The following is a 17,620-nucleotide window of genomic DNA, read 5'->3' as shown; positions in this document are numbered from 1 at the left end:
TTTTGATATGACAACTATTATCAAGCAAGATGACTTGATCACTTCGATCAAAGACGCGCTTCAGTTCATTTCCTACTATCATCCACAAGACTTCATCCAAGCGATGAGCCGTGCTTATGATCGTGAAGAAAACAAAGCTGCGAAAGATGCGATTGCACAGATCTTAATTAACTCACGTATGTGTGCAGAAGGTCATCGTCCAATCTGTCAAGATACTGGTATCGTAAACGTATTCCTTGAAGTGGGTTTAGACGTTAAATTTGATTTAACCATGAGCTTGGACGATGCGATCAACGAAGGTGTACGTCAAGGTTACCTAGAAAACTCAAACGTACTTCGTGCATCGGTATTGGCTGATCCTGCATTTGGTCGTAAAAACACCAAAGACAACACCCCTGCAGTAATTCACTACAAACTCGTTCCGGGTAACAAAGTAGATATTACAGTTGCTGCCAAAGGTGGCGGTTCAGAAAACAAATCTAAATTGGCGATGTTGAACCCATCTGACTCAATTGTAGATTGGGTACTTAAAACTGTTCCGACTATGGGCGCAGGCTGGTGTCCACCGGGTATGCTTGGTATTGGTATTGGTGGTACTGCCGAAAAAGCCATGATGCTTGCAAAAGAAGCACTCATGGAAGAAATCAACATGGACGAATTATTACGTCGTGGCCCACAAAACAAAATGGAAGAGCTCCGTATCGAGATCTTCGAGAAAGTGAACGCACTTGGTATTGGTGCACAAGGTTTAGGTGGTTTAACCACAGTTCTTGATATTAAAATCAAAGACTACCCTTGCCACGCTGCAGGCAAACCAGTGGGTATGATTCCAAACTGTGCGGCAACTCGTCACGCACACTTCCAGTTAGATGGTTCAGGTGTAGCGCATATTCAAGCGCCTAAACTTGAGGACTACCCAGAAGTAACTTGGGATTCATCTAAATCTAAACGTGTAGATTTAGACAACATTACCCAAGAAGAAATGAACTCTTGGCAGCCGGGCGACACGTTGTTATTAAACGGTACGATTTACACAGGTCGTGATGCTGCACATAAGCGCATGGTCGACATGATCAACAATGGTGAAGAATTACCAGTCGACTTAAAAGGCAAATTCATTTACTACGTTGGCCCTGTCGATCCTGTTGGTGATGAGGTCGTTGGCCCTGCAGGTCCAACAACGGCAACCCGTATGGACAAATTCACCCGCCAAGTCTTAGAACACACTGGTTTGTTCGGTATGATTGGTAAGGCAGATCGTGGTCCTGCAGCAATTGAAGCCATCAAAGATCACAAAGCGACTTACCTCATGGCTGTAGGTGGTGCGGCTTACCTCGTATCTAAAGCAGTACGTGAAGCAGAAGTGGTTGCTTTTGAAGACTTAGGTATGGAAGCAATCTACAAATTCAAAGTTGAAGATATGCCTGTATCTGTTGCGGTAGATGTCAATGGTACATCTATCCACGCGATTGCACCAAAAATCTGGCAAGCTAAAATTGGCAAGATTCCCGTTGTAGATGCTGCAGCAGAATAATATTCCAATTTAGTAATAAGCGAAAAAGCACCCAACATTGGGTGCTTTTTTATGCTTACTGGAAATAAATAAAAGCAATGCATGAGATAAAGATGCAAAACCTTACCACGTTCTCGGATCCCACAATTTAAAGGGTTGGGTTAAGTGCACATCTTCCGCAGGGTCATATTTCTCATGCTTGATTTTTTGTGGCTTTTTACGCAACTTACCTGTGGTTTGATCTTCCGCGACAAAGTTATAGCTTTCGGTTTTCAATTGAGTAAACGCTATTTCCTGTTGTGCCGTACTTGAAGGCATAAGAATTAAAGGCCCTGAAACCTCTTTGCGGGTACTCAAGTTTTCTTCATCATATTTAATAAAATACGACTGCCCTGCCTGTACCTGAAAATCCAAATACTTTGGTTTTTGGAAATGTAATGCACCCAAAGGACGACTCACACTCAGACGATACGCGCCCGGTGCCAGTTCAACCCAGTAATAATGATTGTGCAATAAACTTGGAATCCGATGTTTGTTGATAAACATACTAGCCGCGACAATTTCCTGTCTATTCCATTTAGAATCTGGACGATATAAATACACGATGGCAGCATCGGCATGTTGTGCCTGAACAGGTTTAAAATTTTGCCCTAGTTTTTGATTGACCCAACCACCAATGGTCATCATGCCCAAACGGTGTTGTTCTACAAAACCAGGTTTTTGTTCTAAATCTAAAACTTTTAAGGTACTAGGTGGTTGCGTTTGTTGCACCACGTTTTTTTTGCCATGACATCCCAGCAACATTAAACTGGTCACGACCAAGATTGCGACACCACGCATGTCTATCCCTCACTGCGTTTCTTATTTTTGTAAATCACGTTTTTGAAATCACGCTGCAAATTCATTTTGCAATTGTTGTTTTGAATAATGGGCATCCACGCCTAGGTCTAAGATTAACACTGCCTTGATTTTTTTGACAATAAAAAACGTGCCGAAACCTAGCGTTTCGGCACGTTTCAGACGAATAGCGTATTAAGCAGTTTTGCTGTCTAATACTTTTAAGTCAATTTTTTCTGCTGCAGGTTCTTCTGTTTGAGGCTGACGTTCGGTCTGAAATTCAGGTTTAGCACCTTCTTCAATCACCGCTTCAGTCACTACCACTGTGCCAACATCGGTACGGCTTGGCAAGTCGTACATGGTTTCGAGCAAGGCATTTTCCAGAATTGAACGCAAACCACGCGCACCTGTATTACGTTCAAGGGCTTTTTTCGCCACTGCACGTAATGCTGCATCTTCAAAGACTAAATCGACATTTTCCATCTCGAATAAGTATTGATATTGACGGGTTAAGGCATTTTTCGGCTCGGTCAGAATTTGCATCAATGCATCTTCATCTAGCTCGTCTAGCGTTGCAATTACAGGCAAACGACCAATGAACTCTGGAATTAAGCCAAATTTCACCAAATCGGTTGCTTCTACCTGACGAAATAAATCAGACAATTTCTTGCCTTCATCTTTTTTCTTCACATCTGCCGTAAAACCAATGCCGCCTTTTTCTTGGCGTTGCTGCACAATTTTCTCTAAACCAGAGAATGCGCCACCGCAAATAAACAAGATATTTGAAGTATCAATTTGAATGAATTCTTGCTGCGGATGCTTACGTCCACCTTGAGGCGGAATAGAAGCCACCGTGCCTTCAATCATTTTGAGCAAGGCTTGCTGAACACCTTCACCAGACACATCACGAGTAATTGATGGGTTTTCAGACTTACGCGTGATCTTGTCAATTTCATCAATGTAGATAATGCCTTTTTGTGCTTTTTCTACATCGTAATCGGCTTTTTGCAACAGCTTTTGCACGATGTTTTCGACATCTTCACCCACATAACCCGCTTCGGTTAAAGTCGTGGCATCTGCCATTGCAAAAGGCACATCTAATAGACGTGCTAAGGTCTGTGCAAGTAAGGTTTTACCCGAACCCGTTGGACCTACCAACATGATGTTACTTTTTGAGATTTCGACAGCATCGCCTGCTTTATGCGCCTGATTGCTCACTTTTAGGCGTTTGTAATGGTTATATACTGCAACCGATAAGGTTTTTTTCGCAGTATCTTGACCAATTACATACTGATCAAGCGCAGCACGAATTTCATGTGGTTTTGGCAATGGACGTGTTGCCCAATCACCCGACTCAACTTGTTGACTGGTCTGAACCAAGTCTAAGCATACGTCCACACATTCATTACAGATGTATGCGTCCTCGCCTGCAATCAGCTTCCCGACTTCAGACTGCGTTTTACCGCAAAATGAACAATGTTTTTGTCCCTGAGGATGTTCGGACATAGTCACTCCAATATCTCAATCTTTAAAACTTATGGACGTTTTGTTAAAACTTCATCCACAAGACCGTATTCCTTCGCTGCCTGCGCAGTCATGAAGTTGTCACGGTCGGTATCTCTTGCGACAGTTTCATAGTCCTGACCACTATGTTCTGCCATTAAACGGTTCAAACGCTCTTTAATGAATAGAATTTCACGCGCATGAATTTCAATATCTGATGCCTGACCACGGAAACCACCCAATGGTTGGTGAATCATAACGCGGGCATTCTCAAGACAGTAACGCTTACCTTTTGCGCCTGCATTTAACAGGAATGCACCCATAGATGCTGCTTGTCCCATACAGTAAGTCACGACGTCTGGTTTAATAAATTGCATGGTATCGTAAATTGCCATACCTGCAGTCACTGAACCACCTGGTGAGTTAATGTAAAGGTGAATATCTTTATCTGGGTTCTCAGCTTCTAAAAACAACATCTGCGCCACAATTAAGTTGGCCATATTATCTTCGACTTCACCCGTTAAGAAAATGACACGTTCACGTAAAAGACGTGAATAAATATCAAAAGAACGCTCACCACGAGATGATTGTTCGACCACCATGGGTACTAAAGCATTTTCAATTGTTGGAACATACATAATGGTTATTTATTCCTAAATTCTTGTGACACGACTCATGTTCACAATATGAGGGATAATTGTCTAAATTGCAAAATATTCACGGCTTAAATCGTAGATATTTTGAGTTAAATGCGATCAATCTCTGAAAAACTGAAAACCGCGATGCAATAAAAAAGGCGCACGAAGCGCCTTTTTGTATCAAAGCAAATTAGCCTTGTTGACGAGCTTGCTGCTCTTTCAATAAGTCTTCATAGCTTACAGTTGTATCTGTAACTTTTGCAGAAGCTAAGATGTGATCTACAACCTGGTCTTCTAAAACAACAGCTTCAATTTGTGAACGTTGTTGTTTGTCGTTTTTGAAGTATTCAATCACTTCGCTTGGATCTTCATAAGAAGAAGCCATGTCTTCGATGTAAGCATCTACACGCGCTTGATCTACTTCAAGTTTAGCATTTTCTAATACTTTGCTAACCAATACGCCAAGTTTTACAGATTTTTCAGCTTGTTCTTTGAACAATTCATCTGGAAGCATGCTTGAGTCAAATGCTTTTGCACCTTGCGCACCAAACTGCTGTGTGAATTGCTGAATCATTTGTTGACGTTGACGGTCAATTTCTTGAGCAACCATTGCAGACGGAATTTCAACTTCGTTTGCCGCAACGAGTGCATCAAAAGTTGCACCTTTTACTTGGTTACGTAAACCGTTTTTCACTTCACGTTCCATGTTTTTACGAACGTCAGCTTTTAACTTTTCTACGCCTTCTTCTTCAGAAATACCGAAGATTTGTAGGAATTCAGCATCAATTTCTGGAAGTTTTTGCTTTTCAACCAGCTTCAATGTGATTTTGAATTGTGCTGCTTTACCTGCAAGGTTCGCTGCTTGGTAGTCTTCAGGGAAAGTTACATCAATCACTTTCTCTTCGCCTTTTTTCATGCCCACGATACCATCTTCAAAACCAGGAATCATGCGACCAGAACCAAGTACCAGTTTAAAGTCTTCAGCTTCACCGCCTTCAAACTTCTCGCCATCTACAGTGCCTTCAAAGTCAAAAGTCACTTGCATGTCTTTTTTCGCCATGCCTTTGGTTTCAACCCAAGAAGCACGTTGCTTTTGAAGGTTTTCAAGCATTTGTTCAACATCGCTATCATTTACTTCAGAAGACTTGCGTTCAACTTCCAAACCGTCAAATTTCACTTCAACTTCTGGATAAACTTCAACAGTCGCTTCATATACTAAAGCGTCGTCTTTCATTTCAGTTTTTTCGATGTTTGGCATACCCACAGCATTGATTTTTTCTTGTTGGATTGCTTCAAACACGGTGTCACGAATAATGTCGTTGACCACTTCTTGATAAATACCCGCACCGTATTCACGACGAACAACGTTTAGAGGCACTTTACCTGGACGGAAGCCGTTGATCTTCACAGTTTTGGCAGTGCGTTTCAAGCGAGCTTCAAACTGCTCGTTAATACGGCTCGTCGGTACAGATACATTTAAACGACGGGCAACGCCCGAAACCGCTTCAGAAGTTACTTGCATGGCTTCCTCGATATAGTTAGTAATAACAGTTTATAAAAAAGTGCCACATTATATGACAACATTAAAGGATATACAAAATACGTTCTGATCTCGACTGAATTTTTTTAATCGTCACGCTATTTTCTGTAAATTTTCAACTTTGTGTATATTTCTTGTTGTAAATAAGAATCCTTATCATTATTATTAACCAACTCCTTCATGAATGATTCTAATTACCATATAGGTTCAATTGGCATCATCAATTCATAATCAGAGATTTCATTTTATGGCTAAGTTCAACCTACACCCGCTGTGTTTTGCTTTACTTGGGGCAACCTCTACTGCTGTTTTCGCAAATACCTCTACCGATGCGACTTCAACCCACCAACTTTCCACAATTGTGGTTTCAGCGGCAGGTTTTGAACAAAAAATTAAGGATGCGCCTGCATCAATTACGGTCATTAGCGCAGAAGATTTAAAAAATAAACGTATCAACTCCATTGCTGATGCCTTAGTTGATGTGGAAGGGGTTGATATTAGTCCAACAGCAGGAAAAACAGGCGGACTAAATATTCGTATTCGCGGGATGGATGCTGAATACACGTTGGTACTGATTGATGGCCGCCGCCAAAACAGTACAGGTGATATTACCCCTAATGGTTTTGGTGAATCGAATAACAGTTTCATTCCGCCAATTTCTGCAGTTGAGCGAATTGAAATTATCCGAGGACCCGCTTCTACCCTTTATGGCTCAGATGCCATTGGCGGTGTCGTTAATATTATCACCAAAAAAGTTTCACCAGAATGGACAGGTGCTGTCACACTCGAAGGGACAATTAACCCAAACTATTCAGATTTTGGCAATCAACGCTCAGTAGATGCCTACGTTACTGGTCCATTAATTCAAAATTTACTTGGTATTCAATTACGTGGCCGTAAAGCGGAGCGTGATCAATCTCATATAACCCCAGATGCCAATTCAGATACCGAGTTATCTCAAGGTAACAGCCCAACCAAATCTGATTTAGAAACTCTTGGTGTTCGCCTAACACTAACACCTAATGATAATCATGATATTTCTGCTGAATATGAGCAAACCGAACAATGGTATGACAATAGTAAAGGGCAATTGGGTACTTTAGGTGCAGATGGAGGATATAACTCCTCTCAAGAATATAATCGTGAAAAAGTAGTTCTAGCTCATACTTGGCGTACCGATATTGGTACTTTGGATTCAAGTATTAGCAATACTCAGACCGAAACTGTAGGACGTTTAATTCCAGCACGTGCTCAGAATTTGTCAAAAACTGTCACACCTCGCTTACTTGAGAGTGAAGATACTATTTTTGATACAAAGTTCACCACACAACACTTTAGTGGGCACAACATAACACTAGGCGGTCAATGGTGGGATGCAAGCATTAAAGACGGCTTACGTGTGAATAAAGAAGTTTCTTTTGATCAACTCGGTTTGTTTGCAGAAGATACTTGGGCATTAACGGATAGCTTAGCTCTGACTTTAGGTCTACGTTTTGATGATCACAGCACTTTTGGTGATTTTTGGACACCTCGTGCGTACCTCGTTTGGAATGCAAATGACAATTGGACATTTAAAGGCGGATATTCTGAAGGATATAAAGCACCACGTTTAGAACGCTTAACCAATGGTATTTATAATGTCAGCGGCCAGGGACGTAACCCAGTTTTTGGTAATCCTAATTTAAAGCCAGAAACGAGCAACAACTTTGAGTTAGCTGCATATTTCAATAATAACGATAATTTTGATGCCAACATTACTGCCTTCTATAGTCAGGTAGAAGATAAAATTGTAAATGGTAATGCTGAACTAAAATGTGACACAGATACCAATAAAGCAGCTTGTGAAGCATTTATGGACTCCATTGGAACACCGTGGACCATGGATTATTATAAAAGCAAAGGGCAAACACGAGCAGACTCATGGAATGTTACTCGTCCAACTAACGCAGAAGAAGCCGAGGTTTATGGAATCGAAACTGGTTTCAATTGGGAGTTTATCCCTGCTTGGAAATTTGGTCTAAATTACACTTGGACAGAAACCGAAATTAAAGATTCCAAGTTGGGTAATCCACCTTTAAACGATACTCCTGAACATATTGTAAATGCTTCTTTAAAATGGCAAGCAGCTGATTACGTGAATCTATGGGCTCGTGGTGAATACCGAAGTGAGCGTGCTCGTTTTACATCAACTTATGAAAACTTAACTGCTGCCAACCAAAAGGTTTATGATGAATTAGGTGACTTTAAATCTTATGCCTTATTCCATATTGGCTCTAATTTTACCGTAAACGATAATTGGGATATTGGTGTCGCACTGTACAATGTTTTTGATAAAGACTTTACCGATTACGAACTAATTGATGGCAGTTATTACAACCGCCACAGCAACACCCAAGAAGGTCGCCGTGTTCAATTGAGTACAACCTTTAAATTCTAAACTCGCTTTATATTTCTCAAACCCTGCTTCGGCAGGGTTTTCTGTCTTTACTCCCAAGCCTTTCACGTTCACATCGTTTTATTAAATAAAAATATTGATAATGATTATTATTTTCAAATAAGAATTAGAAAAAAGTGCCGTTCCGCACATTGTTGTTGATAATGATTCTCAATACAATTAGCAACAATTGTTATAGACGTCATAACAACAACTTCACACTTTATTCATTTTGAACTAAAAACGCTGAATAAAGCGTGGCCTCCTGTTGGTTTACATTTAGGGAAATACCATAAATGGCACAGATCAAAAGCCGCAAACACAATCGCTCTGCGCAACTGATGGCTTTAGCCGCCTCTCTTCCACTACTTGCACATGCCGCAAGCCCTGAAGATGACGTCACCCACTTACCCACCATTACGGTTAAATCAGAAGCCGAAAGCAAATACAAGGCAGACCGTTTAAGTTCTGCAAAATATACACAGCCGTTGTTGGATACCCCACAAACAATTTCTGTGATTAAAAAAGAAATGCTACAAGAACAAGGCGCAACGTCCTTAGTTGAAGCCTTACGCAATACACCAGGCATTACTCTACAATTGGGAGAAAATGGCAATACTAGTGCTGGCGATGCCTTTCAAATGCGTGGTTTTTCCACCCAAACCTCGACCTATGTTGATGGTGTCCGAGATTTAGGCGCAATCAGCCGTGATGTATTTAACATTGATCAAATTGAAGTTGTCAAAGGCCCATCGGGTTCAGAAGCGGGTCGTGGTGCAGCATCGGGTTATATCAATTTAGTCAGCAAATTACCGCAAAGTGAAAGCAGTCAGGAAATTTCTGCAACTTACAACACAGCACAACATACAAGACTTTCTGCAGATATTAACCAGGCCATCAATCCAAATACCGCATTTCGTCTAAATGTAATGGGGCAAGAAGGCGGCATAGAAGGACGTGACTATATTGAAAACAATAGTTATGCCATCGCCCCTTCTATTGCCTTTGGATTAAACACTGCCACACGCCTTTATTTATATTCTCAACACATCAGACAACGCAATATTCCAGATGGTGGCATTCCAACTGTGGGCATGCAAGGCTTTTACAATACCGATTCACTGTTAGCCACTGCGCCTAAAGTTAATCGGGAGAATTTTTATGGCCATGTCAATGACTATGAAGATGTCGATGCTGATATGTTCACCGCAAAAATTGAAAGTGATTTAACCGATCAACTCAAACTGACCAATATCACCCGTGTAGCGAAAACCCACATGAATCGGGTTTTAACAGGCATCAATACAGGTGCAAATGGTCTTCGAACCAATGGTTCATCAAACCCTGCCGAATGGGAAGTGAACCGCTCCCGCCAAGGCGTCGATCAAGAAAATAAAATTCTGGCCAATCAAAGCACTTTAAACTGGAGTGTCAAAACGGGGGCAGTACAGTATGATGTTGTTGCAGGCATGGAGTTTTTAAAAGAACAGCAATCTAGCAAACTCATGGCAACCCAGATGCCTGGCGAAGCCACTGCCGATACACCGTGGGCCAATCTTTATCACCCAGACCGCAATCAAGCCATGCCAGCGCTTATTTATAATGGCGGTTATACCGATGGTGAAACCCAAACGGCAGCCGCATATTTATTTGATACTCTAAAATTTGGGGAGCGTTTTCAACTGAATGGTGGCGTACGGGTCGATTATTATGAAACAGATTATCAAGGGCTTACTCTGCCACGTGGGGGAAATGCTTTGGTGGCCACAGATCTGAGCACCCACGATACGCTGTTCAGTTGGAAACTTGGCGCTGTGTATAAGCCTACGTTAAATAGCAGCATTTACGCTGCGTATGCAAAATCGCTGACTCCGCCCGGCAGCGCCAACTTTAGCCTGTCTGAATCGGGCAATGACGCAATCAATGCCAAGCCTCAAGAAACCCATCATTATGAAGTAGGCAGCAAATGGGAGTTACTACAAGGCAAGCTGGCTTTGGCTGCTGCAGCGTATCGTACAGAAAATGAAAATCAATCGACTATAGATCCAATTTCTCAGCTTGCTGTACAAGAGGGTAAAAAACGGGTCGATGGCATTGAGTTGAGTGCCGTTGGTCAAATGACCGAAAACTGGAATTTGTCTGCAGGCGTTGCGCACATGAAAGTGAAACAACTCAATCAACGTTCAACGAGTGCCACAACCTTATCGGAACGTTGGTCGCCTGAATGGACTGCAAGTTTATGGTCAACCTACGACTGGGCGGGCTTTAAATTAGGTTTGGGCGCGCGTTATGTCGATGAACAAAAACGTGTTGTGACTGACAGCAACGCACCAGCCAACATGCCAAATATTCCAGGCTATGTCGTGTTTGATGCATTGGCAGGCTACAACTTCAACAAAAATGCCTCGTTAAATTTAAACCTTTATAACCTTGCCGATAAAGAATACATCAGCACGCTAAACAATGGTGGTGGTCGCGTCGTGCTTGGGCAGCCACGCTCGGCAGCAATCAGCTTAAACTACAAGTTCTAAGTTATAGCAAATCTGTAGTAGCCCGCTTAAAACAGGCTACAGATTTAGATTCGAGCGATAGATTATTTTTCATACCATCTATTGCTCGAACTTTGCATGCCGAACAACGCTGTAGAATGTTCAGCAGTTTGAATTCAAACTTTTTCAGGAAGAATCGGTATGATGCTTCACATTCCAGAGGTCCTCAGCAAAATTCAAGTCCAACGAATTCGTGCTGAATTGGACACCGCAGATGCATGGCAAAATGGTCAACTCAGTGCAGGGGCTCAAGCACAGAAAATTAAACAGAATTTGCAGTTTGACCTGCAACATCCGAGCTGTGCAACACTGTCACAAGACATCCTCAGCGCACTGAAACAGCAGACTTTAATACAGTCGTTCGCGCTCCCTTTGCATATCCTCCAGCCGATGTTCAATTGTTATCAAAACACAGCAGCCTATGGCAATCATGTTGATAATGCCGTGCAATATTGCGCACAGGTACAACGTCCGATTCGCACAGATGTGTCCATGACCCTGTTTTTAAGTGAGCCTGAAGAATATCAGGGCGGTGAACTGATTATTGAAGACAATTACGGTAGTCATGAAGTCAAACTCAGTGCAGGTGATGCCATCGTGTACCCTGCTACCAGTTTACATCGGGTCGAACCTGTTACAGCAGGTCAACGAATTGCAGCGTTTACATGGTGTCAAAGTATGGTAAAAGATGACTGGCAACGCAGTATGCTGTTCAATTTAGATATGACTATTTTGCAATTGCGTCAACAACTTGGAGATACAGCAGAAGTATTGGCACTAACCGCACATTATCACAATCTGATTCGTCAATGGAGTCAGTTATGAATACCACGCCATTGGCAGCTTTGAATCACATCCCGCCACATTTACACACCATTGCCGACTATCAAAAACAGGCGCAATTACATTTAGATGCAGCCACTTGGGCCAATTTAGAAGGCGCTGCAGGCGATGAATATAGTCTGAACAACAATTTACGTGCGTTTGCCGATATTCAATTATTGCCCCGTCATTTAAATACTTTTGCAGGGGCAAATACGCAAATTCAGCTCTTGGGCGAACAGTATCCACACCCAATTTTTTTAGCGCCCGTGGCTTACCAACAACTGTTTCATCCACAGGGGGAAATTGCTACAGCGCAAGCGGCAGCCGCCCTACAAGCCCCCATGATTCTCAGTCATTTAAGTACCACTTCAATGAGCACACTGAATCAGGTTTCGGGCGCGGCAAAATGGTTTCAACTGTATTGGCAAGGCAGTCGTAAAGCTGCTTTGGATTTGATTTTTCAAGCGCAACACTATGCCTATCAAGCCATTGTACTCACGGTTGATGCACCGCACATGGGCATTCGAGATCGGGAACGTCGCGCTGCTTTTCAATTGCCTGCACATATTCGGGCGGTATATCAATCATCTGTAAATACCACTCCGCTTAAGGAAAATCAGCACCCTCTTTTTGATGGATTGATGCAGCAGGCTGCCACATGGGAAGATATTGCTTGGTTGCTACAACACAGTCCACTGCCTATTTTACTCAAAGGTATTTTACATCCTGCCGATGCGCAGCAGGCATATCAGTACGGAGCACACGGTATTATTGTGTCTAATCATGGTGGCCGAATTTTAGATACCGCGGTCAGCCCAATTCAAATTTTAGGCACGATGCGAAAAATTTTATCGCACGATTTCCCAATTTTATTAGACAGTGGGATTCGTCGTGGCACAGATATTTTTAAAGCACTGGCCTTGGGAGCAAGTGCGGTTTTGGTCGGTCGTCCATATATTTATGGCTTGGCAGTTGCAGGCGCGCTAGGGGCAGCGCATAGCATTAAACTGTTAAAGGAAGAATTTGAAGTCACAATGGCACTTATGGGAACAAGCTGCATCAAACAAATCAACAGCAGCTATATTTATCACCAAAATAGCTAATATCAGAAAAATATTTCACAACACATGCCGTATCTGTAAAAAACAGGGAATTATTACCCTTGCAGATCGATTAACATACAGATATTGGTTTACAAGTGCCATGATTCTACTTTTAGCGATAGCCTCCTGAAAACAGCTTGTAAATTGATAGAATAGACACAATCTATATTTATAGTAAGTTGCCGTTATCCACGCGATGCAACCGCTACTATTCAAGGAGTTTTCACATGATGTTGGCAGATCCAAGCAAAAAATACCGTCGTATGTACCAGCGTGTCGATTTACCAGACCGCCAATGGCCGAATAACGAAATTACCAAAGCGCCAATTTGGATGAGTACCGACCTACGTGACGGTAACCAAGCGATCTTTGAGCCAATGAACATCGAACAAAAATTCAAAATGTTCCAAATGCTTGTGAAAATTGGTTTTAAACACATCGAAATTGGTTTCCCATCGGCATCTCAAGTTGACTTCGATTTCACCCGTAAATTGATTGAAGAAGGTCATATTCCAGATGACGTGTATATTGAAGTCTTGGTACAGGCGCGTGACCACTTAATTCAACGTACTTTTGAATCTTTACAAGGTGCTAAACGTGCGATTGTGCATATTTATAATGCCAACTCACCAACCTTCCGTAACAAAGTCTTGAATGTTGATGTTGAAGGTGCCAAACAATTGGCAATCAATGCAGCAAGCAAAGTAAAAGAATACGCAGCGAAGCAACCTGAAACAGAATGGGTATTCCAGTACAGCCCAGAATGTTTTACTGCAACTGAGTTGGAAGTGGCTAAAGATGTTTGTGATGCCGTGACTGAAATTTGGGAAGCATCGCCAACCAATAAAGTAATTTTAAACTTGCCTGCAACGGTAGAAGTGTCTACACCAAACGTGTATGCCGACCAAGTGGAATGGATGCACCGCAACATTGCGCGTCGTGATGGCGTGATCATTTCAGTACACTGTCACAATGACCGTGGTTGTGGTATTGCCGCATCTGAATTGGCAATCATGGCAGGTGCAGACCGTGTAGAAGGCTGTGTATTTGGTAATGGTGAACGTACCGGTAACGTAGACGTTGCTGCAATTGCCTTGAACATGTACACCCAAGGTGTTGCACCAGAATTGGATTTCTCGAACATCAACGAAATTATTGCCACAGTTGAAGAATGCACAGGTTTGCCAGTGCATCCACGTCATCCGTATGCAGGTGATTTGGTGTTTACTGCATTCTCTGGTTCACACCAAGATGCGATTAAGAAAGGTTTTGAATTCCAGAAAAACGAAGAAATTTGGGATATGCCTTACTTGCCAATCGACCCGAAAGACTTAGGTCGTGACTATGATGCGGTGATTCGTGTCAACTCACAATCGGGTAAAGGCGGGATAGCTTACTTGTTAGAATCGAACTACAACGTGACTTTACCACGTCGTTTACAAATCGAATTCTCACAAATTGTGCAACAACGTACCGATGAGCAAGGCACTGAAATTAGCGCAAGCGAAATCTGGAACTTGTTTAAAGACACTTACGTTGCAGTAAAAGATGCGCACTATGCGACCAAAAACTACAAACTATCTGATGAAAATGGCAATCAAGTCATTGAGTTAGATGTGGTCGTGAACGGCGAAACGCAACGCTTACGCGGTGAAGGCAATGGCCCAATTTCAGCAATTTTGAATGCACTTCAATTACCAATTGATGTCTTGAATTATGAAGAACGCAGCATTAGCTCTGGCGCACATGCAAAAGCGTTGGCATTGATTGAGTTGCAAGTCAAAGGCACAGGTAAATCTGCCTTTGGTGCAGGGGTACATGACAACATCGTGACCTCATCTATTGATGCAATTATTGCCTGCACCAACCGCTTGATTGAACAAGGCGTATTAAGCACAGATCAAGTAGTTGCAGCAGCAGTATAATCTTGCGCTAACATGTAAAAGCATTTTGAAAAGGATACCCCAAGTGGTATCCTTTTATTTATTCATCCTCAGGATTTAAGGCGAATTATTCCCGTGTCTTTTCCAGCTGACTCAGTAGGTATTGTTGTTCCAGAAAAATTCCAATTTGAAGAACCTTTAGAACTCGAATGCGGTCGTGTTCTGCCCCGCTTTGAACTCATGGTCGAAACTTATGGCACGCTAAATGCCGATAAATCCAATGCGATTCTGATCTGTCATGCACTATCAGGGCATCACCATGCTGCGGGTTATCATCATGCCGATGATAAAAAAGCAGGTTGGTGGGATGCCTGTATTGGCCCAGGAAAAGCCATTGATACCAGTCGTTTCTTTGTGGTGGCGCTAAACAATATTGGCGGCTGTAACGGCTCTACAGGCCCAACATCGCCCAACCCTGAAAATGACAACCGTCCTTATGGCCCAGACTTCCCTTTAGTTACGGTGCGAGATTGGGTAAAAACCCAAGCCATGCTGTCTGACCGTTTAGGCATTGAGGTCTGGTATTCAATTATTGGCGGTTCTTTGGGTGGTATGCAGGCTTTGCAATGGTCGGTAGATTATCCTGACCGTCTGAAAAAATGCGTAATTATTGCCAGTGCGCCAAAACTGTCTGCACAAAATATTGCCTTTAACGAAGTCGCACGTCAGTCCATTTTATCTGACCCAGATTTTCATCATGGACGCTATTTGGAACATGACAGCTATCCAAAACGTGGATTGATTTTGGCACGCATGGTCGGACACATCACCTATTTGTCTGAAGAAGCCATGAAACAGAAATTTGGTCGTGACTTAAAATCTGGCAAGTTTATGTATGGTTTTGATGTCGAATTTCAGGTCGAAAGCTATTTGCGCTATCAGGGCGAACAATTTAGCCGTAATTTTGATGCCAATACCTATTTAATTATGACCAAGGCACTGGATTATTTTGATCCTGCACGTGAATACGAGCAATCCTTACAAAAAGCCATGGCGAATACAAAATGCAAGTTTTTAGTGGTGTCATTTACCACCGACTGGCGCTTTAGCCCTGAGCGTTCGCAGGAAATTGTGGATGCGCTAATTAGCAATCATAAACCTGTCAGCTATTTAGATATTGATGCCGAACAAGGACACGACTCGTTCTTGTTCCCAATTCCACTGTACGTGAAAGCCATGCGTGCATTCTTGGGCGGAACAGAACATCTTCAAGCAACCCCACAGGAGGCCGTGTAATGCGTCTTGATCAGCAACTTGCCGAAAAGTGGATTAAACCCAATTCTAAAGTACTCGATTTGGGTTGTGGCGATGGTGAACTGTTGGCACACATGAGCAAACAGCATAATATTCGTGCATACGGATTAGAAATTGATCAAGAAAAGATTGCAATTGCGATCAGTCGCGGGTTAAATATCATCCAACAAGACTTGAATTTGGGGCTTAGCCGTTTTGCAGACCAGTCTTTTGACTATGTGGTCATGGCACAAGCCTTGCAAGCAGTAGATGCACCTGACGTATTATTAAGAGATATGGTACGTGTGGGTAAACAGGCAATTATTACCTTTCCGAACTTTGCGCATTGGAAGACTCGCTCTTTTCTTGCCTTAAAAGGGAAAATGCCTGTTTCAGATGCATTACCTTATATGTGGTACAACACCCCAAATATTCATTTGTGTACGTTTCGTGATTTTGAGGCACTTTGTGCCGAAAATAATATTCGCATCATTAACCGACTTGCCGTGAATGGGAATCAACAAGATAGTTTACTCAGTAAGCATCTGCCTAATTTGTTTGGTGAAGTCGCAATTTATCGAGTGAGCGCTCTATGAAAAAACTATTATTAAGCACCACGCTATTGGTTGGACTGTTGAGCATTCAAGCCCATGCAGATTATGTTTCACCATCATCTTCTGTAGCGAGCCAAGCGGCTCAATATTCAACCATGGATATTAATGGCTTGATTAAAGCAGCCAAAGCAGGTCAGGCAGGCGCACAATTTTACTTAGCGACAAAATATCAACAAGGTAAAGACGTTCAACAAGACAGCCGTCAAGCGTTTGCTTGGTACAAAGCTGCGGCAGATCAAGGTTTATCGGCTGCGCAATTAAATGTAGGTCGTATGTTGGCAGATGGTATTGGCACGAAAAAAGACGAAGTCTTAGCACGTCAATATTTTGAAAAGGCGGCTAGCCGTGGTGATAACCGTGCCAGCTTTAACCTTGCCATGATGGAAGAACAAAAGAAAAACTATATGGGTGCGTATCAGTGGTATGAGTTATCTACCCGTGATGGCATGCTCGACAATAAAGTAATTTCTTTGTCTGAAGGTAAGAAAACCGCTTTGGCAGCTAACTTAACTCAAGAACAAATTCGTCAAGCACGTGACCGCGCAGACCAATGGATTCAAGCGCAATAAATTTAACTACGTTTGAAGTGATCTCAAAGCACCTTCGGGTGCTTTTTGTTTTATCCGAAATAAACTGCCTGCATGGCCTGTAGCAGTTCAGGACTGAATTCTTCTACTGCAGCAGAACCTAATGCCGCATCTATACCACAATGCGGACAAATTGCGGTTTGCTCATCATCACACCAATCTTCAATTTCGCTATAAGCAAAAGTTTCCAGACAGTAAAAACAGCCAGAACGCTCACTTTGCTGCAATAATGTACGGTGCTGACTCGAATAACGGTAGATCTCTGAAATTTTGCTCATCATGATTCCCCTATTTTTTTATA

Annotated in this window: 14 protein-coding genes; 9 read left to right on the top strand and 5 right to left on the bottom strand. The window is 42.3% G+C overall.

Annotated features, from left to right (window positions below; translation table 11 throughout):
• Positions 1-7 precede the first annotated feature (7 nt).
• A complete protein-coding gene (locus FTU98_RS05820; protein ID WP_004974861.1) occupies positions 8-1,534 on the top strand; it encodes a fumarate hydratase in 1,527 nt (508 codons plus the stop codon).
• A 102-nt stretch (positions 1,535-1,636) separates the two neighbouring features.
• On the opposite strand, the gene FTU98_RS05815 is transcribed toward FTU98_RS05820, so the two are convergent.
• From FTU98_RS05815 to tig, 4 genes are all read right to left on the bottom strand, one after another.
• Positions 1,637-2,353, bottom strand: a complete 717-nt coding sequence (locus FTU98_RS05815; protein ID WP_070153234.1) for a DUF2846 domain-containing protein — start codon at positions 2,351-2,353, stop codon at positions 1,637-1,639.
• Positions 2,354-2,545: 192 nt separating this feature from the next.
• A complete protein-coding gene (clpX, locus tag FTU98_RS05810) occupies positions 2,546-3,856 on the bottom strand; it encodes an ATP-dependent protease ATP-binding subunit ClpX (RefSeq protein ID WP_004974856.1) in 1,311 nt (436 codons plus the stop codon).
• Between the two features lie 29 nt (positions 3,857-3,885).
• Entirely contained in the window at positions 3,886-4,491 is a 606-nt protein-coding gene (clpP, locus tag FTU98_RS05805; protein WP_004974855.1) for an ATP-dependent Clp endopeptidase proteolytic subunit ClpP, read from the bottom strand.
• A 190-nt stretch (positions 4,492-4,681) separates the two neighbouring features.
• Positions 4,682-6,013: a trigger factor gene (gene tig, locus FTU98_RS05800; protein WP_004974853.1), complete on the bottom strand. Its 1,332-nt coding sequence runs from the start codon at positions 6,011-6,013 to the stop codon at positions 4,682-4,684.
• Positions 6,014-6,278: 265 nt separating this feature from the next.
• On the opposite strand from tig, the gene FTU98_RS05795 reads away from it, so the two are divergent.
• The 8 genes from FTU98_RS05795 to FTU98_RS05760 all read left to right on the top strand — a co-directional run bounded on the left by FTU98_RS05795 (position 6,279) and on the right by FTU98_RS05760 (position 17,301).
• Positions 6,279-8,468, top strand: a complete 2,190-nt coding sequence (locus FTU98_RS05795; RefSeq protein WP_180050690.1) for a TonB-dependent receptor domain-containing protein — start codon at positions 6,279-6,281, stop codon at positions 8,466-8,468.
• A 293-nt stretch (positions 8,469-8,761) separates the two neighbouring features.
• Positions 8,762-10,996, top strand: coding sequence for a catecholate siderophore receptor Fiu (locus FTU98_RS05790; protein WP_180050687.1), 2,235 nt, complete (start codon positions 8,762-8,764; stop codon positions 10,994-10,996).
• Between the two features lie 159 nt (positions 10,997-11,155).
• A complete protein-coding gene (locus tag FTU98_RS05785) occupies positions 11,156-11,839 on the top strand; it encodes a Fe2+-dependent dioxygenase (RefSeq protein WP_131260574.1) in 684 nt (227 codons plus the stop codon).
• Positions 11,836-12,942 (top strand): alpha-hydroxy acid oxidase, encoded by a 1,107-nt coding sequence (locus FTU98_RS05780; RefSeq protein ID WP_004974839.1) that lies wholly within the window; start codon positions 11,836-11,838, stop codon positions 12,940-12,942. Before FTU98_RS05785 ends, FTU98_RS05780 begins: the two co-directional genes overlap by 4 nt.
• A gap of 227 nt (positions 12,943-13,169) precedes the next feature.
• Positions 13,170-14,867: a 2-isopropylmalate synthase gene (gene leuA, locus FTU98_RS05775; RefSeq protein ID WP_131260575.1), complete on the top strand. Its 1,698-nt coding sequence runs from the start codon at positions 13,170-13,172 to the stop codon at positions 14,865-14,867.
• A gap of 93 nt (positions 14,868-14,960) precedes the next feature.
• Positions 14,961-16,121, top strand: a complete 1,161-nt coding sequence (locus tag FTU98_RS05770; RefSeq protein ID WP_004974835.1) for a homoserine O-acetyltransferase — start codon at positions 14,961-14,963, stop codon at positions 16,119-16,121.
• Positions 16,121-16,714: a methionine biosynthesis protein MetW gene (metW, locus tag FTU98_RS05765; protein ID WP_004974832.1), complete on the top strand. Its 594-nt coding sequence runs from the start codon at positions 16,121-16,123 to the stop codon at positions 16,712-16,714. Before FTU98_RS05770 ends, metW begins: the two co-directional genes overlap by 1 nt.
• Positions 16,711-17,301: a tetratricopeptide repeat protein gene (locus FTU98_RS05760; protein WP_070153255.1), complete on the top strand. Its 591-nt coding sequence runs from the start codon at positions 16,711-16,713 to the stop codon at positions 17,299-17,301. The genes metW and FTU98_RS05760 overlap by 4 nt, the downstream gene beginning before the upstream one ends.
• 50 nt (positions 17,302-17,351) lie before the next feature.
• Here the strand turns inward: FTU98_RS05760 and FTU98_RS05755 are convergent, their stop codons facing one another.
• On the bottom strand, positions 17,352-17,597 hold the full coding sequence (locus FTU98_RS05755; protein WP_257220023.1) for a cytoplasmic protein: 246 nt from the start codon (positions 17,595-17,597) through the stop codon (positions 17,352-17,354).
• Positions 17,598-17,620: the final 23 nt, after the last annotated feature.

Source organism: Acinetobacter sp. YH12211, from assembly GCF_013418015.1.
GTDB classification, from domain to species: Bacteria; Pseudomonadota; Gammaproteobacteria; order Pseudomonadales; family Moraxellaceae; genus Acinetobacter; species Acinetobacter towneri.
Note: the sequence above shows the minus strand (reverse complement) of the source record. Positions and strands in the feature narration are given on the sequence as shown.